Source organism: Thauera sedimentorum (genome assembly GCF_014489115.1).
Classification (GTDB): Bacteria; Pseudomonadota; Gammaproteobacteria; order Burkholderiales; family Rhodocyclaceae; genus Pseudothauera; species Pseudothauera sedimentorum.
Window position 1 is genome coordinate 1,504,456 of record NZ_JACTAH010000002.1, and the last position, 25,982, is coordinate 1,530,437.

A 25,982-nucleotide genomic window follows, 5' to 3' on the forward strand; every position below is an offset into this window, starting at 1 on the left:
CAGAAACCGGGCCTTCAGGTACCCGGCCGCAGCCCCACTGTGCCGACGAGGCGGCGGAACAGCGGGTCGTCGGTGATCGGGTGGCGGAAGAAGATGGCCGCGGCCACCCAGGTTACGGCGCACAGCGCCGCGGACAGTCCCATGGCCGCCAGCGCGCCGGGCGTTCCGCCACTCGGGGCCAGCGCGGCGATGCATACCGGCGGTGCCATGCACGCCGCGGTCACGGCCAGGCTCTTGCGCAGCTTGGCGAACAGTTCGGGGAAGTCCGTCGGCTGTTCCTGGGCCTTGATGTGATACAGGTAGGGCACCGCGGCGATGAAGATGAGCGCAAACAGCACGGCGAAGCTGAGCATGTTCTGGAACAGCAGCACGCCGACCACCAGCACTGCCGCGCGGATGGGCTGGACCACCAGGTCGGCGCGCGTGGCCAGGTCTACCCGGCCGCGCGCGGTGAGCAGCGGCAGGATCAGGTTGCAGGTGGCCGCCGCCGCCCCGGCCAGGCAGAACCATGGCACCAGCGGCGCGGCCTCGTCCCACTGCGGGCCGAACAGCAGGCGCAGCAGTTCGAGCGCATAGAGCGCGGCGAAGGCATAGAAGGGCCAGGCCAGCACGGTGATGGTGGCCACGGTGAACACGTGCTGGGCTTCCAGGTCGCCGCCCTCGCGGTGCGAGCGCGCGTAGGCCGGATAGGCCACGTTGCGGATCGCGGTCATCAGGTCGCGGTGGAAGAGGTTCATCAGCCCTTGCGCGCGGCTGATCATGGCCACCGGGGCGAAGCCGAGGATGCGGCCGACGGCGAGGTCGTTGATGTCCAGTGAGATGGTGGTGACGATGTTGGCCGCCGAGGTGCGCGCCCCGAAACCGACCACCTTGCGCCACTCGCGAAAGCCGGGCATGAGGATGCGGCGGGGCGTGCGCGCGAGCCAGGCGCCGAGGCCGGTGGCCAGGTTGCCGGCCACGCCGCCGATGGCCAGGCCGTTGGCGCCGAAGCCCTGCAGCGCCAGGGTGATGGTGACCGCGAAACCGAACGCCGCGGCGCCCAGGGTGACCACCGCCAGGCGGCCGAACTGCATCTCGCGGCGCAGCAGGGCGACCGAGATGGAGCAGAAGGGCAGCACCAGGAAGTTGAGCGCGCCGATGCGGATGGTGTCGACGATGCGCGGGTCCTTGTAGAACACGCCTGCCCACGGGGCGATGGTGAAGATCAGCACGAACAGCCCGACGCCGATGACCAGCGAGAAGCCGAAGGCGGTACGCACGTGATCGTCGTTGAGCGTCTTTTCCTGGATCAGGAAGTTGCCGATGCCGAAGTCGCGCAGTACGTGGGCGATGCCGATCAGCGCGAGGGTGACCGAGAAGATGCCGATCTCTTCGGGCGTGAGCAGGCGGGCGATGAGGATGTTGCTGAGCAGGCTCAGGGCGATGAGCACGTAGCGCTCGGCCATGGACAGCGCCAGCGCGCGGCGGACCGAGGTCATGACACGGCTGCCTCTTCCGGCTGGGCGGCGGACTCGGTGTGCGCCTGGAGCCACAACTCCAGCATCATCAGGATCCACACCATCTCGCCGTAGTAGCCCGGGTGGGCGGGCAGATGGGAGCTGAGCAGCTCGTCGATGAAGCGCGGGCGGACGATGCCGCGCCCGGCCAGCGCGTGCAGCGCGTCGGTGGCCAGGCCGCGCAGGGCGATGTGCTCGCAGGCCCAGACGCCGAAGGGCAGGCCGAAGCCGTGCTTCTTCTTGGCAATGATCTCGTCGGGCAGGAAGCCACGCAGCGCTTCCTTGAAGAACCAGCGCAGGGTCAGGCCCTTGAGCTTCCAGGCGGGCGGCAGGCGCAGCGAGAAGTCCACCAGGTCGTCGGACAGCAGCGGGAAGCCGACCTCCAGGCCGGCAAGCCGGGTGGTGCCGATCACCTTGGGCAGGTCGTTGTCGGCCAGGGTGAACTTCCAGTCGAAGGCAAGCAGGCGGTTGATCGGCGCCGCGCCCTCGCTCAGCGTCCAGGCGTCGCGCTGGATGCCGTAGGGCGCCTGCGGGTCGACCGCCGCGAGGAAGTCGGTCTCGAACACCCGAGCGGGGTCCAGGCGCATCAGCAGGTTGTACATCTGCAGCCGGTCCGGCAGCGGCACACGGGCCTGCTCCACATAGCTCGCCCCCTTGCGGGCCAGGGGCAAGCGGCCGGCCGGACCGGCGAGGGCCGGCTCCAGCACCATGTTGCGCAGGGTGGCGGGCAGGTGATCGTAGAGATCGAAGATGCGCTGCTTGGCGTAGCGCGTATTGCCGCCGAACAGTTCGTCGCCGCCGTCGCCGGCGAGCATGCGGGTGACGCCCCTGGCGCGCGCCTGGTCGGCGCAGATCCACGCCGGGACGGCGGAGGAGTTGCCGAAGGGCTGGTCGTAGTGCGCCGCCACATGCGGAATGGCGTCGAGCAGCTGGTCCGGGGTGACGTAGTGTTCATGATGCTCGGCGCCGAAGCGCGTGGCCGCGATGCGCGCGTAGGCCATCTCGTCGTAGCCCTCGGCGTCGAAGCCGATCGACCAGGTGCGCGCCGGGCGGCCGAGCACCTTGCACAGCATGCCGGAGACCGTGGAGCTGTCGGTGCCGCCGGAGAGGAAGGCGCCGGGCTCGCAGCCGGCCGCCTCGCGCGCCACCGCGTCCTCCACCAGGCCGAGGAACTCCGCCTTGCGGGCATCGAAGTCCTCGCGTGCCGGTTCCTCGAAGCGCGGCGTCCACCAGCGGCGGACTTCCAGCCGGCCGGCCTGCCAGTGGGCCCAGTGTGCCGCCGGCAGGCGGTGCACCCCGCTGAAGATGGTGTGCGGCGCAGGAATGGCGTGGAAGAAGAAGTAGTCGAACACCGCCTGCGGCGCCAGTTCGCGCGTGCCGCCCGGCACCCGGTCGGCGCGGTCGGCGAAAGCGAACCCGTCCTCGTCTGCGGCGTAGCACAGCGGCCAGGTGCCGAAACGGTCGGTGGCCAGCCACACGCTGCGCGCCGCGTCGTCGACGACGAATACGGCGAAGCGTCCGCGTGCGGCGTCGGCGGCGGCGCTGCCGTGCTTGCGATAGGCGGCCAGCCAGGCCTTTGCCTGGCCGGCGCTGCCGGCCTGCGGCAGTTCTGCCCGGCCAAGCGCCAGGCAGCTCAAAGCCCCCTCGCTGGCGTGCTCGACCCCGCGGGCGTGGCTGAACCAGCAGCCGCCGGGCAGGCGGGTGAGCGGAAGCCCGGACGCGAGGGCGGAAGGCGGTTCGCTGGCGGAGTCGGCGCTCAGCCGGCCGATGATCGAAGCGGACATTCGGACTCCGGCGCGGGTCTGGACCCGGAGGATGGTTTGCGGCCTGTGGTGTGCGCCCCTTGCCTGTGCCGATGGCGTTGAGCGGGGGTGCAGACCCTAGGTTAGCAAAGCAATGTCATGCCGTTGCGCCCACGTGGCCGTGGCCGTGACATTGTTCATCCACCTGCGCCAAGTCTGGCCAAGGGTGGCGCTACACCAGCACCTCGACCGCCGCAGGATGGCCGAGGAAGCGCTCCGGGCTGGCGGTGAAGCCGTAGGCGCCGGACTGGAACACCACGACCAGGTCGCCGATCTCGGCGGCGGGCAGGCTCATGCGGTCGGCGAGCACGTCGAGCGGGGTGCACAGCGGGCCGACCACCGAGGCCTCCCCGGCGGCCGCGGCATCCATGCGGTTGCCGACGGCGACCGGGTAGTTCTTGCGGATGACCTGGCCGAAGTTGCCCGAGGCGGCCAGGTGGTGGTGCAGGCCCCCGTCGGTGACCAGGTAGGTCTGGCCGCGCGAGACCTTGCGGTCCACCACCCGGCAGACGTAGATGCCGGCTTCGCCGACCAGGTAGCGGCCGAGTTCGATGACCAGCTCGGCCTGGGGCAGCTGGGCGGCGGCCTGCGCGGAGATCTGCGCGAGGTTGTCGGCGATCGGCGCCAGGTCCAGGGCCTGTTCGCCCGGGAAGTAGGGGATGCCGAAGCCGCCGCCGAGATTGAGGAAGCGCACCGGCGCCGGTGCATGTTCGGCCAGGCGTAGCGCCAGTTCGAAGCTCTTGCGCTGCGCTTCGACGATGGCCTCGGCCTTGAGGTTCTGCGAGCCGGCAAAGAGGTGGAAACCCTCGAAGGAGAGTCCGGCGCCGGCGATCTCCGCCAGCAGCGCCGGGACCTGTTCGGCGTCCACGCCGAACTGCTTGGGGCCGCCGCCCATCTTCATGCCCGAGGCCTTGAGCTCGAAGTCCGGGTTCACGCGCACCGCGACCCGCGCCGGCAGGCCGAGCCGCTGCGCGGCGGCGGCAAGCACCGGGATCTCGCGGAAGGACTCGACGTTGACCAGGATGCCGGCGGCCACCGCCTGGTGCAGCTCCGCGTCGCGCTTGCCGGGGCCGGCGAAGCTGATGTCCTGCGGATTGGCGCCGGCGTCGAGCGCCACCTTGAGCTCGCCGGCCGAGGCCACGTCGATGCCGTCAACCAGGCCCGCCATGTGCGCCACCAGCGCCGGCATGGGGTTGGCCTTCATGGCGTAGTGGATCTTCAGCCCCGGCGGCAGGGTGGCGCGCAAGGCCTGGGCGCGGGCGGCAAGCAGGGCGCGGTCGTAGGCGTAGAAGGGCGTCTGGCCGACGCGCTCGGCCAGCCTGGCGAGCGGCAGGCCACCCACCAGCAACTGGCCGTCGGCGGTGGCGAACTGGGTGAGCGGGGTGTGGACGGGCTTGGTGGAGGAAGACATCGGGGCTCGGCTGGGTTCAGGAGACAAAGGCGGAAGATAGCGCCTTGCGGTCGATCTTGCCGTTCGGATTGCGCGGCAGTGCGCCCTCGCGCAGCTCGAAGCGGGCGGGCACCATGTAGGCCGGCATGCGCGCGCGGCATTCCGCGAGCAGGGCAGCGGTGTCCAGTGTGCCGCCGGGTGGCGGGGTGACCACCGCGACGATGCTCTGGCCGAGGGTGTCGTGGGCCACGCCGAAGGCGGCGCACTCGCCGACCAGCTGGGTGGCGTAGAGGATCTCCTCCACCTCGGTGGGGCTGACCCGGTAGCCCGAGGTCTTGATCATCTCGTCGCGCCGGCCGATGAAGTACAGGTAGCCGTCCTCGTCGCGGCGCACGGTGTCGCCCGAGAACACCGCGACTTCCGGCAGCGTCAGCCCGTGCTGGCGCCCCGGGGCCTGGGCGGGCAGCGGGCGAAAGCGTTCGGCGGTCTTCTCCGCGTCGTTCCAGTAGCCCATCGCCACCAGCGCGCCGCGCTGCACCAGTTCGCCCGGCTCGTTGGGCGCGCATTCGCTGCCGTCCTCGCGCAGCACCAGCACCTCGGCGTTGGGGATGGCCTTGCCGATGGAGTCCGGCCGGCGGTCGACCTCTTCCGGCGGCAGGTAGGTGGCGCGGAAAGCTTCGGTGAGGCCGTACATCAGGTAGGGGCGGGTGCGCGGCAGCAGCGTGCGCAGCCGGGTCAGGGTGTCGAGCGGCATGCGTCCGCCCGTGTTGGCGATGTAGCGCAGGTGGTCGGTGACCTCCGCCGGCCATTCCAGCTGGGCGAGCTGTATCCACAGCGGCGGCACCGCGGTCAGCCCGGTGACGCGCTCGCGCGCGACCGCCTTGAGCACGTCGCGCGGCAGCAGGTAGTTGAGCAGCACCACTCGCGCGCCGGCGTGGAAGGCGGTGGTGAGCTGGGAGAAGCCGGCGTCGAAGGACAGCGGCAGGGCGGCGAGCAGGGTGTCGCCGGCGTGGTTTTCCAGGTACTGCGCCACGCTCTTGGCGCCGCTCACCATGTTGCGGTGGGAGAGCACCACGCCCTTGGGGCGCCCGGTGCTGCCGGAGGTGTACAGTATGGCCGCCATGTCGGTGTCGATGACGCGGTGGCAGGCGGCCGGCGGCGCGTCGAGCAGGTCGGCCCAGCGCAGCATGCCGAGGCCGGACGGGGCCGGCAGGGCGGCCCCGTCGCCGGTGAGCACGACCTGGCGCAGGTCGTGACAGCCGGCCAGGGTGTCCTGCAGCGCGGCGAAGCGCTCCGGGCTGGTGACCAGCACGCGCACATTGCAGTCGCGCAGGATGTAGCCCACCTGTTCGGGCTTGAGTACCGGATTGACCGGCACGAAGACCCCGCCGGCGGCGGTGGCGCCGAAGCAGGCGCTGACGGTTTCCACGCGCTTGTCGAGATAGACGGCGACCCGTTCGCCGCGGGCCATGCCGAGGCGCAGCAGGCCGGCGGCGACGCTCTTTATCTCGTCCGCGAGCGCTCCGTAAGACAGCGTCGGGCCACTGCTGGTGAGCGCAGGGGCATCTCCCGCATGGTTTGCGGTGGTGAAAACAAGATCATGAAGCAGCGAACTAGTGCTCACGCATGGAACCCTTCAATCATGGTGATGAGACAAAAACCGGAGCGTCATCGAGATCGTCCGGCAGGCGCAGTATCGCGCTGGATCAGCCGGTCGGCAAAGCGCGCTTGTAGACGCCTTATCTGCCGTCCCGCGTAGTGCCTGGCTGCGGCGGCCAGTCCATTGGCCGATCGCGGATTGAAGGCGACGATGCCGAATCGCTCGCGTCGATGCGTCATCCAGTCCTTCTTGTATGCATCGTCACCGATCAGATAGTCGATCTCTTGTACGCGGTCGTCCTCGATGGCGCTCTGCAGCATCCGTGCGGTGAGCAGCGTGCCGACCGACATGTTGCGCCGCGAAGGATCGAAGGCCAGCTTGAATATCAGAGCAGTCTCGGCACAGACAATCCAGATCTGGGCAGCGACCGGGAGATCTCCGAGCGTGATCAAGCCAAGGCGGAGTTGCCCCTTCGCTGCGGTATGCCTGCATAGTTCCGGGATGAATTCGGGATACGGTTCCTCCTTGCGGCCCCGTTTCAGGTAGAGCATGCGAAAGCTCTCTATCGCCTCCTCCAGGGCCGGTCCGGGCTCGCGCAGTACTTGGTAACGTGCGGTAGGGTCCTGCTCGAAGCGCCGCCGGGCACGCTTCAATGTGTTCTGCAGACGGGACGGACGGGAGGCCAGGTACTGCGAAAAATCGTGCGAGACGACCGGGAGGTACCAGTTGCCGAAGCAGAAATACGTGTCATGCGGTATTCCAGCGTCGCCCAGTGCGCCGAGCACGATGTCGAATAGCGGCGATTCTCGGTCCATGGGCGCCAGCTTGAGCGTGTCCCAGTCGATGGTTCGAAGCAGGTCATGCAAGGCGCTCGCGGCGTGGGCGCCTGGAATGCGCTCCTCCACGATCGGGGCGTAAAGACCGGAATAGAAATTGGCGCAGGCGGTCAGGTCTTGCCTGCCGAGCGCCGAGCTGACAAGTTGCAGCGGAAGGATGAAGGGTGAGCGCCCGGTGGCCGGCGAAACTGGGGTTCGAGCTTCTACGTAGGAGCCCGGGAGCCTGACCGTTGCGCGTAGAAGTGCGAACCACTCCGAGCTGCCAAAGAATGCGGCGGCTGCAGTGTGTGGATAGATTGCCGTAGTCGAGACCTCGCGGGACGCGTCACTCGCGCTGCCCGTCTGGCGCAAGCCAATGCGCAACCGATGGGCCGCTGCGACGATCCGGTGACGATAGGCGTTGAGGTGGTACATCCGTCTCGTCGCCGTAGCAAAGGTGCGCTGCTTCTCGTTGAGGGGGCCGTAGGTTTCGACTCGTCGTACCGTCGGGAGGTTGTCCGTAATCCAGCGCAGAATCTCGTAGAACAGGCGTTGCCCCGGGGCGTATTGGCGCAATGCCTCGTCATGGGTGGTCTTGAGCAGCAGAGCGGTTTCATGAGTGATCAGCACCGCTTCCATGGCGGCGACCCTGTGGCCGAAACGCAGTCGGAACATTCGGACCTGATTACGCGCCGCACTGCGACTGAGCAGATCGAGGTAAAAGTCGTATTGGGCGCTCTCTTCCCGGATAGCCGTTCCTCCCGCGGCTTTCCAGCCTGCCGATTCGATGCGTGCGTACTCGCGGAGAAACGGTTCGACATCGGCGCTCGAGTCGAGAACGTCAAGCGAGATGTCGCCGTAGTCGCGCTTCGCCTTGTTCGCGCGTTTGCGCAGATTGGCAAGTGCGTTCTTCGATAGATTGGCTTCGTAATGCTTGAAGTCACCCGGCGTGAGTGAGATCTCGCAGGTCTCGATATAGTCCAGCGTGCCGACACGGTCGCTTTCGGACGGGCGAGGCGTGATGTGCGGATCGAGCTGTGTGAGCGACAACGACAATGTAGCCGGTGGCAAGGCTGCGAGCAGGTGCCTGGCCAGATCGTCGATTGGAGCGTCTCCGGCGTGCACTATGGGGGCGAGTATCAGCTGTGATGGCTGAAAGCAGGTCCACCCGAGCCGTCCGGTCGGGCGCAGGAGCGCCATGGCTACTACTTGATCGCTCCACTTGCAGAGGGCCAGTCGTGTATCCGGTTGGCCAAAATGGGTGAGCAGCGTGTGGATGAATGAGGAAACGAGAAACGGGCTCCGGGGGCCGCTGTCATTGAGCAGATCCCACATGCACGCATGCTCATGAAACGCCGTCGCGGGCAGCAGGGTCCAGGTTCCTCCAGCGTTGGGCTTTCTGCTCAGCTGTTCCGGGTGTTCGGAGCCAGCGGCGCGGGCGCAAGAGGCGTCTTGTGGTGCGTTCATGAGTGACACGCGTCTGCGGACGCATTTACGATGCGCCTGATCGTTGCGATGGTCCACGTGATGTCGTCGGGTCGCAGGGCCTGATGGCAAAGAACCTGAATCAGGTGCTCATGCCAATCGGGCGCAGAGTCGCCGGGTATCACGGGCGTGCCTGGCCAGATGCGGTCCCAGCGGAATACGGGTGCTCCCGCATCGCGCAGTTCGGCGTATACCCGATCTGCGTCGCTGACCCAGTAAGGAAAGGCGTAGGGGGCGGCGCCCGCGCCGAGAGATGGAAAAAGCGGCCGGGCGCATGCGCCCGAGTCCAGACCTGCCGCGAGGGCGAGATAATTGGCGCGACGCGCGTCGACGATCTGTCGCCGGGGCAGCACACCATGCAGTGCGCGGGTCACTGCGAGCGGCGCTGCGGCATGACGGCTCATATCGGCTTCCGTGGAGGTGGATGTGCCGGTCTGGCCCACTGAGCGCGGCAGCGTGCTCGATGCTGCGGCCGAGGCATGCCGGCGCCAACGCACGGTTGTACCTACCAGTGTCCTTAGCCCCTTCAAGCAGCCGTGGTCGGTGGCGAAATGCAGCACGTCGAACAGGCCCTTGAGCTGCGCCACCGGGGATTGGGCATGGAGGCCGAGCGGTGGCACGGGGCGGTGTGCCGAGGCCAGCAGCCCGCCTTCCGGCACCGGCAGGAACTTGGACAGGCTGGCGGTGGCGTAGTCGCCCCAGTGGCCGACCGGGCGCTCGCCGGCCATGCCGTAGTAGGCATGGGCGCAGTCCTCGATCAGCAGGGTGTCGGTCCGATCGCACCATTGGCGCACTTCCGCGAGCGAGCGGACGATGCCGAACAGGTGGGGCACCAGGATGGCGCCGGCCTCACGGGCCAGCCCGGCGGGAATGGTGTCCAGCACGGGCAGGCCATTGCCGTCCAGGGCATAGAAGACCGGGCGCAGGCCAGCGAGCACCGCCGGGGCGACCATGGTCGGGCAATGGTAGGTGGGCACCAGCACCGGGGTGCCCGGCGCCAGTCCGGCCAGGCGGAGCGCCTGGAAGATGGCCGCCCGGCCGCTGGTGGTCATGCGCTTGTGGGGCAGGTCGGCCACCGAAGGCATGCCGGCGCTGCGGGTACCGACGAAGCTGGGCCAGTCCAGGATGGGGCGCCGCGGCAGCGCGGTCATGCGACCGGCGCTCCGATGCAGTGCACAATGCCGCACGGGAATCGGCTCCGCGAGCCGTCCAGGGCTGCCGGAAACAGGCGATGGCATGTGCTTGGCGCGCGTTTCATGAGTGCGGTGAGGCCTGGCCCTTGCGGTTGATCGCCGGCGCTAACTCGGTCACGATGGCGCCGCGCAATGAATCCTTATAATAGCAACCCGATACTGGCGGCATTGTTGAATCCGTCACTTCGCAACTGACACGGCCGGAGACAGTTTTTGGATATCAAGAAGGAAGTCCTGAACATCATCGACGAGGTGCTGAGCCTGGGCGGACGCGCCGGTTCCTTCGATCTGGGCACCCCGCTGCTCGGCGCAGTGCCGGAGCTCGATTCGATGGCGGTGGTCGGGGTGATCAACATGCTGGAAGAGCGTTTCGGCTTCATCGTCGAGGACGACGAGATCGACGGCGCCACCTTTGCGACGGTGGGCTCGCTGGTCGGCTTCGTGGAAGGCAAGCTCGCCGGCGGGTCGTGACCGTCGCGCGGGAGGTCTTCCGCCTGGAGACGCCCGCCGGCGGACGTCTCGCGGTATTGACCCGCCCGCAAGGGACGGTTTCCGGCGCGCTGCTGTATCTCGCGCCGTTTGCCGAAGAGATGAACAAGTCGCGCCGCATGGCCGCCCTGGCCGCGCGGCGTTTTGCTGCCCAGGGCTGGATGGTGTTGCAGGTCGACGGCTTCGGCTGTGGCGACAGCGACGGCGAGTTCGGCGACGCCTCCTGGCAGCACTGGCTCGATGACGTCTCCGTTTCATGGCACTGGCTGGCTGAGCGCAGCGGTCGGCGTCCCTGTCTGTGGAGTCTGCGCGCCGGGGCCCTGCTGGCGGCCGACTGGCTTGCGGCCGCCGGCATCCATACGCCCTGGCTGATGTGGCAGCCGGTGGTCGGCGGCAAGCAGCACCTGACCCAGTTCCTGCGCCTGGCCGCGGCCGGCGAAATGCTGGGGGAACAGGACGCCCGCGGCGTGCTCAACCGGCTGCGCGGCGAACTGGCGGCCGGGCGGACGGTGGAGGTGGCCGGCTATCGGCTGTCGCCCGCCCTGTGCGCCGGCCTGGAGGCGGCGAGCTTGCGCCTGCCGCAGGGCTGCGCCGGGCCGCTTGCCTTGCTCGAAGTCTCGGCTGCGACCGATGCCGGCCTGTCGCCGGCCATCGCGCGCCTGCAGGAAACGTGGCGCAACGACGGGGTGGCGGTGGACAGCGCCGTCGTGCCCGGCAGTGCCTTCTGGACGACCCAGGAGATCGAGACCGTGCCCGAACTGATCGAGCGCTCCGCCGACATGCTCGAACGTTTCCGCGCATGAACTACCGCGAATCGGCCTTCCTCATCGATTGCGAGGGCGACGAGATGGTCGCCATCCTGAGCGAGCCGGTGCAGGCCCGTGCATCGCTGGGGGTGCTGGTGGTGGTGGGCGGCCCGCAGTACCGGGTTGGCAGCCACCGGCAGTTCGTCCGTCTGGCGCGCAGGCTGGCGGCGGCGGGCATCGCCTGCATGCGCTTTGACGTGCGCGGCATGGGCGATGCGAGCGGCGACGAGCGCGATTTCGAGGCGACCGGCGCCGACATCCGTGAGGCGCTGGATGCCTTCGTGGCCCGGGTGCCGGCGCTCTCCGGTGTCGTGCTGTGGGGGCTGTGCGATGGCGCCAGCGCGGCCTGCCTGTATGCCCCGCAGGACCGCCGGGTGGCGGGGTTGGTGCTGCTCAACCCCTGGGTCCGAACCACCGCGGGTGCAGCGCGCACCTATCTCAGGCACTACTATTTGAAGCGTGTGTTCGACGCCGCGTTCTGGGCGAAGCTGCTGCGTGGCGGGGTGTCGCCGGGGCGCGCGCTGGCGGGCGTGCTGGACAAGCTGCGCGAGGCGCGCGGCAAGCCCTCCGCATCGCCCGGGGCGTCGGTGCCGGCGCCCGCGGACGGCCTGCCGCAACGCATGGTGCACGCCCTGGTGCGTGCGGGGTTGCCGCTGCTGGTCGTGCTCAGCGGGCGGGACTACGTGGCCCGGGAGTTCGAGCAGGTGGTCGCCAACGATCCGCGATGGCAGCGCCTGATGGAGAATGCCCGTGTCGTGCGCATGGCCGAGGCAGATCACACATTCTCGGATCTTGCACTGTGCGACGATGTCTCCGGGTTGACCGCGAGCTGGGTCGACGGGCTTGTGCCGGGCCGGTCGAGCAGGGGCGTCGCGGCAGGAGGAGGTGAAGGATGAGGTTTTCGGGACAACTGCGCCGTGCGCTGGCCGGCCTGCTGCTCAGTGCCGTGCCGGCGCTGGTTCACGCCCAGCTGGGCGCGATGGCCTGCGGATCGTTCAATAACCATTACGGTCCCTTCGATTACCGGCGCTCGTCCGCGGAGAATCTGAACTTGGTCGAACGGGCCCACTTCACGCCCGCCGTGGAAAACCTGATCAAGGGCAACACTTCGCTGGGACCGGGTGGAGACCTTAGTTATACGTTGAACGTGTTTCCCAACCATCATCGCGCGCTGATGTCGATGATGAAGCTGGCCCTGCGAGAGAAGCGCAACCGGCCCACCGAGTCGAAGTGGAGCATGGAGTGCTGGTTCGACCGTGGCGAGCGCTACGCCCCGGACGACGCGATGGTGAAGATCATCCACGGCCTCTACCTGACCAAGACCGGCAAGCCGGCCGAAGCGCGTGACAAGCTCGACGAGGCCCGGGCGCTGGGATTGATGGACGCCAACGCCTACTACAACCTGGGCCTGGGTTACTTCGACCTGCAGCAGTACGACAAGGCGCTGGAAAGCGCCCACGCCGCGTACGCCCAGGGTTTCCCTCTGCCCGGTCTGCGCGACAAGCTGCGCCGCGCCGGCAAGTGGAAGGACCCCGCGCCCGAGGCGCATTCGGGCGTCAACTGATCAGCCTGCAGCCGCCGGCCGCAAGCGACGGGCGAGGGCAACCCCGGCGCTGCCGGTGGCGACGAGTGCGAGGTAGAGCGCTGCCCAGCGCCCCTGAAGCGCGCTTTCCTCGAGCAGGTTGACCCGATCGGGGCCGAGCAGGAACTGCGGTCCGGAATACACCAGTTCGTACTTGTCGATTTCCTCGGCCAAGCCCATCTTCAGCAACCACCACGACAGCGGCACGGCTGCTGCGGTGAAAACCAGTGCGGGCCACCGCTGCGGCGAGTTGCGGACGAGCAGGGCGACGTTGGCGGCGCCGAGTGCCAGCAGCAGGTACAGATACCCGCCTCCGCCCAGACCGTAGCGCCCGTCCGGCGCGATCAGTTCGTTGAGGTTGTCGGTCGACGACCAGTCGAAGGCGACCGCCTTGCACAGCCACAGCAGGGGGAACAGCACGGCGGCCATGGCGGCGATCCGCCTTGCGGGCAGGCGCAATTCGATGGCGGCCAGCGCGACGGCGAGGAATGCGGCCGGCGGCAGGTAGAGGGCCAGGAAGCGCACGATGCGCTCCACGGGTGCCACCACTTCCGGCGTGAGGTAGTTGCGGAAGAACTCTGCAGCCCATGCGCCCCAGACCTCGCGTTCGGTCACCCACCAGTAGCGGTTGTTGCTGCCCGCGATGTCGTCCAGGCTCTCTCCGGTGACGCTGACCGTCAGCAGCAGCAGGGTGAGCAGCCCGCCGGCAGACAACAGCAAGGCCAGCCGCAGGGCGGGCCGGCTTGCCGCTTGTGCGAGATCGAGCGCCAGCCGGGGGCCGGCGCCGAGTGAGAATACCGCGAGGATGAACACCGCCACCGCAAGCGGATGGCCGTCACCCAGGAAAAGCTCGCGCAGGTTGTAGGGCACGCCCGGCTGGCCGATGAGCCAGGCAAGCAGGGCGGAACCGGCCAGCCAGGCGGCAAGCGCCCAGCCCAACATGGCCCGTGGTCGAACGCCCGTCGCAGGTGCGGCCATGTAATCACCGGCGACCGCAGGCGCCTGCGCGGGTGAGGCGGCAGAAAGCGCCATCTTGAGCGGTCCGGCCTGGCGCGTCAGGCGGGCCATCGCCGCGGCGACGAGCAAGGTGGTCAGCGCCGGCGTGATGTCGGCGCTGCGCCCGGGGATCCATAGCTGGATGGTCTCCAGCGCCAGCACCCAGACCATCAGGAAGCCCCCCACGCCAGCGAGCCGTGCGCTCATGGCGTGGGCCAGCCAGAGCAGTGCGGCAGCGTGCCAGACGGTGTCCAGCAGTTCGCGCAGGTTGCCGAGCATGTTGCCGTTCAGGTAGGCCGCGAAGGGCAGCCAGTTGAAGGCGGCGGCGCGCGAACTCCACGTGTAGGGCTCCAGGCCGGCCAGCGTCACCGCACCCAGCAGTGCGACGAAGGCGAACGCTGCGATGCGCCCGGGAGTGCGCAACAGCAGCAGCGCAAGCCAGGCGGCGGCGCCAGCGGCCAGTTCGAGCCAGTGCGGATTGTTGTGGATGATCAGTATGCGGCCGGCGGCCACAACCGGCAGGGTCGCCAGCAGGGCGATCAGCGCCGGGCGCCTGGCCAGTTGCGTCAGGGCCAGGTGCCCGAGCACCAGCACGCCGGCGAAGGCGCCGAGCAGGACTGCCGGCGAAGGCGAGGCCGGCGCCGCGAAGGCCTTCAGTCCGGCCTTGATGTGCGCGAGGTCCAGGCTGGGGATGAAGGGCAGGGTTTCGCCTGCCAGCCACAGGCCGGCGATGCCCCAGGCAAGCGCCCGTCCGCCTGCGGCACTGCCGGGGCGGCCCCGCATGCGTGCAGCCCAGGGCGCCAGGGCGAACTGCCCGAGCAGCAGGCCCACGGCGTTCCAGACGATGTCCGACAGGGCCGCATCACGGCTCGGCAGCGCGATCTGCATGACTTGCAGGACGGTCGCCAGGGCGAGGCCGGTGAGCAGGACGGGCAGCCGGGTGCGCGCTGGTGCCCCGGGCTGCCAGGATGCGGCCATCCCCCAGGGCAGGAAGAGCAGTACGTTGCCGAGCACATCGCCCCGGCTGGACCACACGCGGGTATCTGCCAGCAGTTGCCGGAGCGCGGCCAGCCACGCTTCCGGCAGGGTGAAGTCGAAGGGGTAGAGCGAGCCGTAGGCGATCAGCAGGCCCAGCAGGACGTGCCAGCGGTTCAGGCCTGCCGTGGCTGCGTGACCCATGGGCGCTGGCGCCGGGGTGCGCTTACTTGCTCTTGATCATTGTCCCCACCCCGTGGTCGGTGAGGATCTCGAGCAGCAGGCAGTGTTCGACCCGGCCGTCGATGATGTGCACCGACTTCACGCCGTTGCGGGCGGCGTCCAGGGCCGAGCCGATCTTGGGCAGCATGCCGCCGGACAGGGTGCCGTCCTCGACCAGCTCGTCGATCTGCCGCGGGGTGAGGCCGGTGAGCAGGTTGCCGGCCTTGTCCAGCACGCCCGGGGTGTTGGTCAGCAGCATCAGCTTCTCGGCCTTGAGGATCTCGGCCAGCTTGCCGGCGACCACGTCGGCGTTGATGTTGTAGGTCTCGCCCTGTTCGCCCACGCCGATCGGCGCGATCACCGGGATGAAGTCGCCCTGGTCCAGGAAGGAGATCAGGCTGGGGTCGATGCCGGTGATCTCGCCCACCTGGCCGACGTCGATCAGGTCGCCCTGGGGGGCATCCTTCTTCTGCATCATCAGCTTCTTGGCGCGGATGAAGCCGGCATCCTTGCCGGTCAGGCCCACCGCCTTGCCGCCGTGCTGGTTGATGAGATTGACGATTTCCTTGTTCACCTGGCCGCCGAGCACCATCTCGACCACTTCCATGGTCTCGGCGTCGGTCACCCGCATGCCCTGGATGAATTCGCCCTTCTTGCCCACGCGGGCCAGCAGGTTCTCGATCTGCGGGCCGCCGCCGTGCACCACCACCGGGTTGAGGCCGACCAGCTTGAGCAGGACAACGTCGCGCGCGAAGCAGTCCTTGAGGTGCGGGTCGGTCATCGCGTTGCCGCCGTACTTGATGACGATGGTCTTGTCGAAGAAGCGCTTGATGTAGGGCAGGGCTTCGGCGAGGATCGCGGCCTTGCGCGCGGGGGTGACGCTGCTGGTGTCGGGGGTGCAGGAATCGGTCATGGCGGGTGTCCGTCGGGAATGAAGGCTGCCGCCGATTCTACCGCGGATGCAGGTAGAAAAAATCGCGCCCGGGCGGCGCGCGGCCGGCCGGGCGATGCGCAGTACCGCGGGCCGCGCTTACTCGATGGTCAGACGCCGGGCCGGTGCGGCAGCCTTCTTGGGCAGGCTGAGCTCCAGCACGCCGTCCTTGAACTTGGCGGTGGCGCGCGCTTCGTCCACCTCCTGCCCGAGCTGGAAGCTGCGCGACACCTTGCCGAAATAACGTTCGGTGCGCAGCAGCTTCTCACCTTCCTTGACTTCCTTTTCCTGCTTGCGCTCGGCGCTGATGGACAGCACCGCACCATCGATGTTGACGTGGATGTCGTCCTTGTTCACGCCGGGCAGCTCGGCGTGGACCTGGTAGGCGGTATCGTCCTCCTTGAGATCGACGCGCATCTGCGGCGCCTCGGCGGACAGCTTGCCGAACTCGACCGGGCGGACGAAGAAGCCGCGCAGCAGATCCTCGAACGGGTCGCGGCTGATGATGTTGGCCATGATGCATTCTCCTCGCTGACGGTGGGGTCATTGGATCCCATCGCTACGAATATAGGCGTGGCCGAGGCGAATTCAACCCGGCCGGGGGGCGTTGTATGATCGACCGCCTTGAAGCGGCCGCAGGAGGCGGGAATGACGACGACAGGGCGCTTGCCCGATTCGGGTAGCACGAACACCTGCCCGCGCTGCGGCGCGGCCTTCACCTGTGGCATGGAGGCCGGACTGCCCGAGTGCTGGTGCGCGTCAATGCCGGCGGGCTTCGCGGTACCCGCGGCGGACGCCGGGGCCGGGTGCTACTGCCCGACCTGCCTGCAGGAACTGCTCAGTCAGGCTGCGGCGAATCGCAGCGCCGGGGCGGACGAGGGGCGAAGAGAATGAGCCGGCGCCCTTCGGCGGCCCAGCTCTCCGCTGCTTCGGCGAAGACCTCCAGCATGGTGAGGTAGTCGTCCGGGTCGCTCTCCGCTAGGTGCTCGGCGTGCTCGAGAACGACCGCCACGCAGGTTTCGGGCAGCCACGAGAGATCCGCCAGGCAGTCGGAAAGCGCGTCCCAGTTATGACCGAACCAGGCTGGAAAGGACAGGCCTTCGGCAAGCGCTGCCAGCAGGCCGGCCTTGCCGCGGCGGGCGGCCAGGTCGATGCGGTGCAGGCGGATGCCGGCGGCGCCCGCCGCGGAAACCAGTCCGGCGATACCGTCGGCCGGCAGCGGGTGCACGCCGGGCGTGTCCAGGGGCGGTAGGTCCGGCAGGGTGTCGGGGCTCATCTTGCGGGTTCGATGCGGCGAAAGCTGCGGTAGTGATCGGCAGTGTAGTAGAACACCTCGGGCGGCTGCCCGCCGGTGACGATGCGCCGCGCACCGCGATCGCGGGCGCCGGGCGTCGGGACGGTGTATTCGCGGTAGTAGCCGCGCGGGCGCTCGGGCAGCAGGCGTTCACGATTGTGGAACACGCTGCCGTCCTTGCGGTACGGGAAAGGGCCGCCGGACTGGATCAGCGCCAGCGTGGCGTGTGCCTCGGGCGGCAGACCGTCGCCCGGCCCGGCAGGCGGCGCGCACGCGGCTAGGGCGGTGGCCAGCGCGAACAGCAGGGCGAGCAGCCAGGAACCGGTGATGCGCATCGAAATGGTGAGTCAGGCGGCGTCGCGCGTACCGCGCGCGGTGTCGCGCGGCTGTATGGCGTACTTCTGGAACAGGCTGTGCATGAAGCCCGAGATCGCCGCCAGCCGCGGGCTGGCCGGGTCGTAGCGGCGGGCGCGGGCGATCAGCGCCCCGGCCTGGCTGGCGAAGCGTTCGTTCCAGCCGCGGTGCTCCACATGGCGCAGCAGGGCGAGCGCAGCGTTGAACAGCACGTGCGGGTTGCCGGGCATCTTGCGCACCGCGCTCATCATCTCGCTCACTGCGCCGTCGAAGTCGCCTGCCTTGGCCTTGGCGGCGCCGCGCGAGATCAGGCTGCGCACTTCGTCGCGGGTGCGTTCTTCCAGCTCATCGGCAAGCAGTTCGCGCCCGCGTGCGCGCAGCGCCGCCCGGGTGGTTTCCACCGTGCGCTCGTCGGCCGCGTTGCGCAGGATGTCGAGCACCAGTTCGCTGCCTTCGGCCTCGAGGTCGTTGTCGAAGCAGGCCTTGACCAGTTCCTGCTTCAAGCCGGTCGACAGCTCGCCGCTGTCCGCCCCGGTGACCACGGCTTCATGCAGCACGGCGCGGGCCTTGTCGGGTTCGCCGGTGCCGGCGTGGTAGAGCGCCCGGGCGAGCGCGGCGCAGATCGGTGTCTTGGCCTGGCCGCCCATGCTGCGCTCGAGGTCGCGGATGGTGGCGCGTGCTTCTTCAGTGCGCCCCTGGCCGAGCTGCGCCTGCACCAGGCGGACATGATCCTCGGGGTCGCGGAAGTCCGACACCTTGCCCTTGCGCACCACTTCGGCCAGAGCCTGCTCGGCACGCTCGAGATCGCCGACTTCCAGCGCGATCTCGCCCAGATGGCGCAGGCGGCCGACGCGATGCGGCGAGCGCTTGGTGGCCGCGACCAGCGCATCGCGCGCCTCGCTCTGGCGGCCGGCCTGTTCGCGGCAACGGGCCAGTAGGTCGTAAGCGTCGATGTAATAGTCGTGCTCGGCGACCAGGCCGGTGAGGACTTCCTCGGCGTCCGTGTAGTGCTTGCGCAGCATCTTGATGCGCGCCAGGCCGAGACGCGCCCAGGGCAGATCCTTGTCCCGCAGCGCCTGACGGTAGGCGGCTTCGGCCTGATCGACCTGGCCGATCGACAGATGCAGTTCGGCCTGCAGGCGCAGCAGGTCGGTGGCGTGGCGCGGATGCTCGGTTTCTGCCTGCTTGAGCAGTTCCACCGCCCCGAGCGGATCGCCCATCTCGATGCGACGGTAGGCGGGCATGAAGATGTCCCGCTTGTCGAGGGCGCGCTGCAGGCGCTGGCGCAGCGCATGGGCGGCCAGCGGCTTGAGCACGTAGTCGTTGGGTGCGAGTTCGGCGGTGCTCACCACGCGCTCGTAGTTGCGCTCGCCGGTGACCATCACGAAGAGCGTGGCGAGGGGGATGATCTCGTTGGTGCGCAGGTCTTCGAGCAGGTGCTGCCCGTCCTGGCCCTCGCCCAGGTTGAACTCGCAGAGCACGATGTCGAAGCGCGTTTCGCGCAGCTTGCGGATGGCGGCAGCCGCACTGGGGGCGAGCTCCACCGTGCCGATGCCGAAGCTGCCCAGCATGGTGCGCAACTGCGCGCGCATGCCGGCGTTGGCATCGATGACCAGCACGGAAACGCTTGCGAAATCGGCCATGGTCGGGAGTCTGTGCGGTGGGCGAGAGGGTGGCGGTCCCGGATATATCGGCGGAAAACGGGGGTGTCTTGAGCGCCCGCCGTAAACGAACGATGGGCGAACGGTTGCCCGTTCGCCCATCTTGCCACAAGCGCCACGGGCAGGATCAGCCGCGGGCGACCTCGACCTGGGTCTCCACCTTCTGACGCAGGCGCACGTGCAGCTCGCGCAGCTGCTTCTCGTCGACCTCGGAGGGGGCGTCGGTGAGCAGGCACTGGGCGCGCTGAGTCTTGGGGAAGGCGATCACGTCGCGGATCGATTCTGCGCCGGTCATCAGCGTGACGATGCGGTCCAGGCCGAAGGCCAGGCCGCCGTGCGGCGGCGCGCCGTACTTGAGCGCGTCGAGCAGGAAGCCGAACTTGGCCTGCTGCTCCTCGGGGCCGATGTTGAGCGCCTCGAAGACCTCGGCCTGAACGTCGGCGCGGTGGATACGCACCGAGCCGCCGCCGATTTCCCAGCCGTTGAGCGCGAGGTCGTAGGCCTTGGCCAGGCACTCGCCCGGATTGCTCTTGAGCAGTTCCAGGTGGCCGTCCTTCGGGCTGGTGAAGGGGTGGTGGCAGGCGGTCCAGCGCTTGTCGTCCTCGTCGTACTCGAACATCGGGAAGTCCACCACCCACACCGGGCACCAGGCCTCGCCGGTGACATAGCCCTTCTCGTGGCCGAGCTTGACGCGCAGCGCGCCCAGCGCGTCGTTGACCACCTTGGTCTTGTCGGCGCCGAAGAAGATCAGGTCGCCGGACTGCGCGCCGGTACGCTCCAGGATGGTGGTGAGCGCCTTCTCGTGCAGGTTCTTGACGATCGGCGACTGCAGGCCTTCCTCGTTGGGCTTGGTTGCGTCATTGACCTTGATGTAGGCCAGGCCCTTGGCGCCGTAGATGCCGACGAACTTGGTGAATTCGTCGATCTCGCCGCGGGTCAGGCTGTTGCCGCCGGGCACGCGCATCGCCGCCACGCGCCCGCCGCTGGTGGCCGGGCCGGAGAACACCTTGAAGGCCACGTCGGCCACCGCATCGGTGACGTCGACCAGTTCCAGGGTGACGCGCAGGTCGGGCTTGTCGGAGCCGTAGCGGCGCATCGCCTCGGCATAGGTCATGCGCGGGAAGGGGGCGGGCAGTTCGACCGCGAGCGACTCGCGGAACACGAAGCGGATCATCTCTTCGACCAGCGCGGTGATCTGCTGCTCGTCCATGAAGGAGGTTTCCAGGTCGACCTGGGTGAACTCGGGCTGACGGTCGGCGCGCAGGTCCTCGTCGCGGAAGCACTTGGTGATCTGGTAGTAGCGGTCGTAGCCGGCCACCATCAGCAGCTGCTTGAAGAGCTGCGGCGACTGCGGCAGGGCGAAGAACTGGCCCGGATGCACGCGCGAGGGCACCAGGTAGTCGCGTGCGCCTTCCGGGGTGCTCTTGGTCAGCATCGGGGTTTCGACGTCGATGAAACCCTGGGCGTCGAGGAAGCGGCGGAAGGCCATCGCCACCTTGTAGCGCAGCATCAGGTTCTTCTGCATCTGCGGGCGGCGCAGGTCGATGACGCGGTGGGTGAGGCGTACGTTCTCCGACAGGTTGTCGTCGTCGAGCTGGAAGGGCGGGGTGGCTGCGGCGTTGAGGACTTCGATGTCCTGGCACAGCACCTCGATCTCGCCCGAGGTCAGGTTGGCGTTCTCGGTGCCGGCCGGGCGGCGGCGCACGCGGCCGCTCATCTTCAGCACGAACTCGTTGCGCACCGATTCGGCAATGGCGAACATCTCCGGACGGTCCGGATCGCAGACCACCTGCACCAGGCCTTCACGGTCGCGCAGGTCGATGAAGATCACCCCGCCGTGGTCGCGGCGGCGATGCACCCAGCCGCAGAGGGTGACGGTCTGGTCGAGGTCGGCGGCGGTTACCTGGCCGCAGTAGTGGGTTCGCATGGTATCGGTGTTCCGGCTAGAGACTTGGTGAGATGTGGATGGGGCGCCGTGTCGGGCGCCGGTCATTCGTTGAGCAGGGCGGCGCGTGGCGCCAGCGGGCGTGCCGGCGGTGCCACCACGCCCATGGAGATGATGTACTTGAGCGCCTCGTCCACGCTCATGTCGAGCTCGATGACGTCTTCCCTGGGCATCATCAGGAAGAAGCCCGAGGTCGGGTTGGGGGTCGTCGGCACATAGACGCTGACATAGTCGCCATGCAGATGGCGGGCCGCATCGCCCCCCGGCTTGCCGGTGAGAAAGGCGATGGTCCATGAGCCCTGACGCGGGTATTGCACCAGCAGGGCCTTGCGGAAGGCCTGGCCGCTGCTGGAGAACAGGGTGTCGGAGACCTGCTTGACGCCGTAGTAGAGCGACTTCACCACCGGGATGCGGGCGAGCAGCGCCTCCCAGTAGGCGACCAGGCGCTGCCCGAGCACGTTGGCCGCCACCAGCCCGGTGATCAGCACGATCAGCACACTGGCCACCAGCCCGATGCCGGGGATGTTGAAGCCCAGTATCGCCCTCGGCTGCAGTCCATTGGGCAGCCACTCGATGAGTTGGTCGAGGGTGCCGACGATCCAGGCCAGCACCATGAAGGTGATGACCAGGGGAATCCAGATCAGCAGGCCGGTGACGAAGTACTTCTTCACGTGATTGCCGGTTCAGGACGGGTGACAGGCGCAGCTGCCGCCGCAGCCGGCGGCGGCCGGCGTTTCGGCGGGCTTCGCCGGGGCGGATGAGCTCCCACCCTTGAAGTCGGTGGCGTACCAGCCATTGCCCTTGAGCTGGAAACCGGCCGCCGAGAGCATCTTGACGTAGGTGTCCTTGCCGCAGGACGGGCAGGTGTCGAGCAGCGGATCGCTCATCTTCTGCATGTGTTCCTTCTGGAACCCGCAGCTCTCGCAACGATATTCGTAAATGGGCATGACGACCTCCGGAAAGGCAAGCGCGTAAGTCTAACGCAACGCAGCATAAGGGAAAAGAAAGCACGGGCGTGCGGCCCTGCGCCGGATGTGGGGGCGCTGGGCGAGCGTTTCAAGCGGTTCGGCCGGATCAGAATCCGCCGAGATAGGCCCGTGTGATGGCCTCGCCCCAGAACAGCGCCAGCACGCCGGCGGCGGCAAGATAGGGGCCGAAGGGGATGGGGACGCTGCGTCCGTGGCGGGCGAAGACGATGAGGCCGATGCCGACCACTGCGCCGACCAACGAGGAGAGCAGGATGGTCAGCGGCAGCACTTGCCAGCCCAGCCAGGCGCCGATGGCTGCGAGCAGCTTGAAGTCGCCGTAGCCCATGCCTTCCTTGCCCGTGACGAGCTTGAACAGCCAGTAGACCGACCACAGCGAGAGATAGCCGGCCATCGCGCCCACCACCGCGCTGGAGAGATCGGTGTAAGTGCCGACAAGGTTGAATGCCAGGCCCAGCCACAGCAGCGGCAGGGTCAGGTCGTCGGGCAGGAGTTGGGTGTCCAGGTCGATGAAGGCCAGCGCCACCATCACCCACAGGAAGACGATCGCCCCCGCGGCGGCTAGGCCGAAACCGAAGTGCCAGGCAGCGTAGCCGGCCAGGGCTGCCGACAGGAGTTCCACGACCGGATAGCGGCCGCTGATCGGCGCGCTGCAGTGCCGGCAGCGTCCGCGCAGGACCAGGTAGCTGATCACCGGGATGTTCTCGAGCGCGGTGATCAGGTGGCCGCAATGCGGGCAGCGCGAGCGCGGCGTGGCGAGATTGAAGCGTTCGGCCGCAGGTGGCTCCTCGCCGCGCAGCTCGGCGGCCTGGGCGTGCCAGTCGCGCTCCAGCATGCGCGGCAGGCGGTGGATCACCACGTTGAGGAAGCTGCCGACGAACAGGCCGAGCAGTGCGGCCAGCGTCGTGAAGGCGAGCGGCTCGCGCAGGAATTCGATCATGAGGAGGCGGGGGCAGGCCGCCCGGTTGGTTTACCGGGCGGCAGGAGATGAGGTCAGATGACGGAACCGAGCTTGAAGATCGGCAGGTACATGGCAATCACGAGACCACCGATGACCGTGCCGAGGAAGACCATGATGATCGGCTCGAGCAGTTGCGACAGGCCGGCGACCGCGTCATCGACCTCCTGCTCGAAGAAGTCGGCGACCTTGGCGAGCATGGAGTCGAGCTGGCCGGACTCCTCGCCGATCGACACCATCTGCACCACCATGGTCGGGAACACCTCGGCGTTCTGCATGGCGACGGTGAGGCTGGTGCCGGTGCTGACCTCGTTCTGGATCTGCCTGGTGGCCGTCAGGTAAATGTAATTGCCCGAGGCGCCACCGACCGAGTCCAGCGCTTCCACCAGGGGCACGCCGGCGGCGAACATGGTGGACAGCGTGCGCGCCCAGCGCGCCACGGTGGCCTTGCGGATGACTTCGCCTACGACCGGGAGCTTCAGTACCATGCGATCCAGCGCGATCTGCATCGCGGTTGACCGCTTGTAGGCAAACCCGATGGCGAATACCGCACCGATCAGCACCCCGAAGATGAGATACCAGTACTCGACGAAGAAGTCGGACATGTTGATGACGATCTGCGTCGGCATCGGCAGGTCGGCACCGAAGCTGGAGAAGACGCTCTTGAACTCGGGGATGACGAACAGCATCATCACCGCGATCACCAAGGTGGCAACGACCATGACCGCCATCGGGTAGAACAGGGCGGACTTGATCTTGGCCTTGATCGCCAGGATCTTCTCCTGGTAGGTGGCGATGCGGTCCAGGAGACTGTCGAGAATGCCGGCCTGCTCGCCGGCAGCCACCAGGTTGCAGAACAGCTTGTCGAAGTACATGGGATGCTTGCTGAAAGCCTGCGACATGCTAGAACCGGTCTCGATGTCGTTGCGTACTTCGTTGAGCAGCCGGGCCAGGGCGGGGTTGCCGGAGCCCTTGATGCCGATGTCGAAAGCCTGGAGCAGCGGAACGCCGGACTTCATCATCGTGGCGAGCTGACGGGTGAACAGGGCGATGTCCTTCGCGGTGATCTTGCCGCCGCGCGACATCCGCTGCTTCTTCACCTTGGTGGTCATGATGCCCTGCCGACGCAAGGTGGCCTGCACCACGGACTCCGCTGTGGCGCGCATTTCGCCGCGCACGATCTTGCCGGACTTGTCCTTGCCTTCCCAGTTGAAGAGCACTTCCTTGGGGCCGCCTCTCGCTGCGCGGCCGGCTTGGGTTGCAGTCGCCATTTAGGTGTCCTTCTACTCGTTTGTGGTTGCCAGCACTTCTTCCAGCGACGTGACGCCCTGCTTCACCTTCAGCAGACCGGACTGACGCAGGTCGCGCACGCCTTCGCGCTGCGCCTGCTCGGCAATATCCATCGAGTTGCCATTGGTCATGATGATATGCGCGATCTCTTCGCTGATCGGCATCACCTGGTAGATACCGACCCGCCCCTTGTAGCCGCTTCCCTTGCAGCGGTCGCAGCCGACCGGCCCCATCGGCTGCCAGCTGCCGTCCAGGTCGCCTTCCGAGTAGCCGGCCTGGAGCAGCACCTCGATCGGAATATCGACCGGCTGCTTGCAGGTGCACAGACGCCGAGCGAGGCGCTGGGCGGTGATCATGATCACCGAGGAGGCGATGTTGAACGGCGCCACGCCCATGTTCTTCAGGCGCTCGAGCGTGGTGGGCGCATCGTTGGTGTGCAGCGTCGACAGCACGAGGTGGCCGGTCTGAGCGGCCTTGACCGAGATCTCGGCGGTCTCCAGGTCGCGGATTTCGCCCACCATGATCACGTCCGGATCCTGACGCAGGAAGGCACGCAGCGCTGCGGCAAAGGTGAGTCCGGCCTTGTCGTTGACGTTAACCTGGTTGATGCCGGGCAGGTTGATTTCCGCCGGGTCCTCGGCGGTGGAGATGTTGACCCCCGCCTTGTTGAGGATGTTGAGACAGGTGTACAGCGACACCGTCTTGCCCGAGCCGGTGGGGCCGGTTACCAGGATCATGCCGTAAGGGCGCTCGACTGCTTCCAGCAGGGCCTGCTTCTGATCCGGCTCGTAGCCCAGCGCGTCCACGCCCAGCATCGCCGAGGACGGGTCCAGGATACGCATCACGATCTTCTCGCCGTGCAGCGTCGGCAGTGTGGATACGCGGAAGTCGATGGCCTTGTTCTTGGACAGCACCAGCTTCATCCGCCCGTCCTGCGGGATGCGCTTCTCGGAGATGTCCAGCCGCGAGATGACCTTGATGCGCGCGGCGATCTTCTCCTTCAGGACGAGTGGCGGCTGGGCGACTTCGCGCAGCACGCCGTCGGTGCGCACGCGGATGCGGTAGTACTTCTCGTAGGGTTCGAAGTGGATGTCCGAGGCGCCCTCGTTGATCGCATCGATCAGCACCTTCTGGATGAAGCGAACTACGGGCGCATCGTCCACCTCGGATGCGGCATCTTCACCTGTCGTCTCGGCCGGACCCTCCTGATCGAGGAGGTCCATGTCGAACTCTTCGCCGGTGAGGTCCTTGAGGCTCTGTTCGGCAGTTTCGGACAGCGATTCGGCAAGTCGGGCGAGTTTGTCGGCTTCGGCTACGACGAGGTCGACCTGCAGGCCGGTCTGGAAGCGGATCTCGTCGAGCACCCGCATGTTGGACGGATCGGCGATCGCCACGACCAGGCGGTTCTGGCGTTTGCCGAGGGCGACGACCTGGTGCTTCGATGTGAGCTTGCGGTCGATCGCGTCCTTGGGGATATAGGACTTCTCGAACGTGGAGACGTCGAGCAGGGGGTAGCCGAAGGTTTCGGCGGCAAAACGCGCCACTTCGCGGGTACTGATCAGTCCGCGCTGGGCCAGCTCGATCAGGAAGCCGTTGGTTGAGCCATTGCTCGTTCCGGCAGCGCAACTCAGCGCGTCGGCCTCGGAAAGCCGTCCGTGCTGGACCAGGGCGCGGGCGAGGCCGCTCAGGGCGGACTGGGGATTGGCTGCCAT

Annotated in this window: 23 protein-coding genes; 5 read left to right on the forward strand and 18 right to left on the reverse strand. The window is 67.7% G+C overall.

The genetic code is table 11. The features are described from left to right. Positions 1-14 precede the first annotated feature (14 nt). The 6 genes from IAI53_RS16910 to IAI53_RS16935 form a co-directional block, all read right to left on the reverse strand. The gene (locus tag IAI53_RS16910) at positions 15-1,478 is read right to left on the reverse strand and encodes a lipopolysaccharide biosynthesis protein (RefSeq protein WP_187719303.1); all 1,464 of its coding nucleotides are present in this window, start codon (positions 1,476-1,478) and stop codon (positions 15-17) included. Continuing rightward, entirely contained in the window at positions 1,475-3,280 is a 1,806-nt protein-coding gene (locus tag IAI53_RS16915) for an asparagine synthetase B family protein (protein WP_187719304.1), read from the reverse strand. The genes IAI53_RS16910 and IAI53_RS16915 overlap by 4 nt, the downstream gene beginning before the upstream one ends. A 190-nt stretch (positions 3,281-3,470) precedes the next feature. Then, positions 3,471-4,709: a pyridoxal-dependent decarboxylase, exosortase A system-associated gene (locus IAI53_RS16920; RefSeq protein ID WP_187719305.1), complete on the reverse strand. Its 1,239-nt coding sequence runs from the start codon at positions 4,707-4,709 to the stop codon at positions 3,471-3,473. A 16-nt stretch (positions 4,710-4,725) separates the two neighbouring features. Beyond that, complete coding sequence (locus IAI53_RS16925; protein ID WP_187719306.1) at positions 4,726-6,312, reverse strand: acyl-CoA ligase (AMP-forming), exosortase A system-associated; 1,587 nt, start codon at positions 6,310-6,312, stop codon at positions 4,726-4,728. 44 nt (positions 6,313-6,356) lie between these two features. Continuing rightward, positions 6,357-8,570 carry a GNAT family N-acetyltransferase gene (locus IAI53_RS16930; RefSeq protein WP_187719307.1) on the reverse strand — a complete coding sequence of 738 codons (2,214 nt, stop codon included), beginning with the start codon at positions 8,568-8,570 and terminating at the stop codon, positions 6,357-6,359. Continuing rightward, positions 8,567-9,739, reverse strand: a complete 1,173-nt coding sequence (locus IAI53_RS16935; RefSeq protein WP_187719308.1) for a DegT/DnrJ/EryC1/StrS family aminotransferase — start codon at positions 9,737-9,739, stop codon at positions 8,567-8,569. The genes IAI53_RS16930 and IAI53_RS16935 overlap by 4 nt, the downstream gene beginning before the upstream one ends. A 255-nt stretch (positions 9,740-9,994) precedes the next feature. Between IAI53_RS16935 and IAI53_RS16940 the strand changes: the two genes are divergently transcribed. From IAI53_RS16940 to IAI53_RS16955, 4 genes are read left to right on the forward strand one after another with little or no spacing between them, the layout of a single operon-like run. After that, a complete protein-coding gene (locus tag IAI53_RS16940) occupies positions 9,995-10,252 on the forward strand; it encodes an acyl carrier protein (protein WP_187719309.1) in 258 nt (85 codons plus the stop codon). Continuing rightward, complete coding sequence (locus IAI53_RS16945; RefSeq protein ID WP_349771940.1) at positions 10,249-11,073, forward strand: hydrolase 2, exosortase A system-associated; 825 nt, start codon at positions 10,249-10,251, stop codon at positions 11,071-11,073. Before IAI53_RS16940 ends, IAI53_RS16945 begins: the two co-directional genes overlap by 4 nt. Beyond that, positions 11,070-11,972 carry a hydrolase 1, exosortase A system-associated gene (locus IAI53_RS16950; protein ID WP_187719310.1) on the forward strand — a complete coding sequence of 301 codons (903 nt, stop codon included), beginning with the start codon at positions 11,070-11,072 and terminating at the stop codon, positions 11,970-11,972. The genes IAI53_RS16945 and IAI53_RS16950 overlap by 4 nt, the downstream gene beginning before the upstream one ends. Further along, the gene (locus IAI53_RS16955) at positions 11,969-12,640 is read left to right on the forward strand and encodes a tetratricopeptide repeat protein (protein WP_187719311.1); all 672 of its coding nucleotides are present in this window, start codon (positions 11,969-11,971) and stop codon (positions 12,638-12,640) included. Before IAI53_RS16950 ends, IAI53_RS16955 begins: the two co-directional genes overlap by 4 nt. Here IAI53_RS16955 and IAI53_RS16960 read toward each other — a convergent pair whose 3' ends face one another. The 3 genes from IAI53_RS16960 to IAI53_RS16970 form a co-directional block, all read right to left on the reverse strand. After that, the gene (locus IAI53_RS16960) at positions 12,641-14,833 is read right to left on the reverse strand and encodes a VanZ family protein (RefSeq protein ID WP_187719312.1); all 2,193 of its coding nucleotides are present in this window, start codon (positions 14,831-14,833) and stop codon (positions 12,641-12,643) included. Between the two features lie 22 nt (positions 14,834-14,855). Continuing rightward, complete coding sequence (gene argB, locus IAI53_RS16965) at positions 14,856-15,764, reverse strand: acetylglutamate kinase (RefSeq protein ID WP_187719313.1); 909 nt, start codon at positions 15,762-15,764, stop codon at positions 14,856-14,858. A gap of 117 nt (positions 15,765-15,881) precedes the next feature. Further along, positions 15,882-16,298: an Hsp20/alpha crystallin family protein gene (locus tag IAI53_RS16970; protein ID WP_187719314.1), complete on the reverse strand. Its 417-nt coding sequence runs from the start codon at positions 16,296-16,298 to the stop codon at positions 15,882-15,884. A gap of 132 nt (positions 16,299-16,430) precedes the next feature. On the opposite strand from IAI53_RS16970, the gene IAI53_RS16975 reads away from it, so the two are divergent. Next, a complete protein-coding gene (locus tag IAI53_RS16975; protein ID WP_187719315.1) occupies positions 16,431-16,676 on the forward strand; it encodes a cysteine-rich CWC family protein in 246 nt (81 codons plus the stop codon). Here the strand turns inward: IAI53_RS16975 and IAI53_RS16980 are convergent. The 9 genes from IAI53_RS16980 to pilB all read right to left on the reverse strand — a co-directional run bounded on the left by IAI53_RS16980 (position 16,621) and on the right by pilB (position 25,982). Further along, complete coding sequence (locus IAI53_RS16980; protein WP_187719316.1) at positions 16,621-17,058, reverse strand: barstar family protein; 438 nt, start codon at positions 17,056-17,058, stop codon at positions 16,621-16,623. The genes IAI53_RS16975 and IAI53_RS16980 overlap by 56 nt on opposite strands. Next, entirely contained in the window at positions 17,055-17,411 is a 357-nt protein-coding gene (locus tag IAI53_RS16985; RefSeq protein ID WP_187719317.1) for a guanyl-specific ribonuclease, read from the reverse strand. Before IAI53_RS16985 ends, IAI53_RS16980 begins: the two co-directional genes overlap by 4 nt. Positions 17,412-17,423: 12 nt before the next feature. Further along, entirely contained in the window at positions 17,424-19,073 is a 1,650-nt protein-coding gene (locus tag IAI53_RS16990) for a tetratricopeptide repeat-containing response regulator (protein ID WP_187719318.1), read from the reverse strand. Between the two features lie 145 nt (positions 19,074-19,218). Continuing rightward, positions 19,219-21,018, reverse strand: a complete 1,800-nt coding sequence (gene aspS, locus IAI53_RS16995; protein WP_187719319.1) for an aspartate--tRNA ligase — start codon at positions 21,016-21,018, stop codon at positions 19,219-19,221. Between the two features lie 62 nt (positions 21,019-21,080). Beyond that, positions 21,081-21,707: a DUF502 domain-containing protein gene (locus tag IAI53_RS17000; protein WP_187719320.1), complete on the reverse strand. Its 627-nt coding sequence runs from the start codon at positions 21,705-21,707 to the stop codon at positions 21,081-21,083. Positions 21,708-21,719: 12 nt separating this feature from the next. Further along, positions 21,720-21,983: an FmdB family zinc ribbon protein gene (locus IAI53_RS17005; RefSeq protein WP_187719321.1), complete on the reverse strand. Its 264-nt coding sequence runs from the start codon at positions 21,981-21,983 to the stop codon at positions 21,720-21,722. A 127-nt stretch (positions 21,984-22,110) separates the two neighbouring features. After that, a complete protein-coding gene (locus tag IAI53_RS17010) occupies positions 22,111-22,962 on the reverse strand; it encodes a prepilin peptidase (RefSeq protein WP_187719322.1) in 852 nt (283 codons plus the stop codon). Between the two features lie 53 nt (positions 22,963-23,015). Further along, entirely contained in the window at positions 23,016-24,251 is a 1,236-nt protein-coding gene (locus IAI53_RS17015; RefSeq protein ID WP_187719323.1) for a type II secretion system F family protein, read from the reverse strand. Positions 24,252-24,263: 12 nt separating this feature from the next. After that, a complete protein-coding gene (pilB, locus tag IAI53_RS17020; protein WP_187719324.1) occupies positions 24,264-25,982 on the reverse strand; it encodes a type IV-A pilus assembly ATPase PilB in 1,719 nt (572 codons plus the stop codon).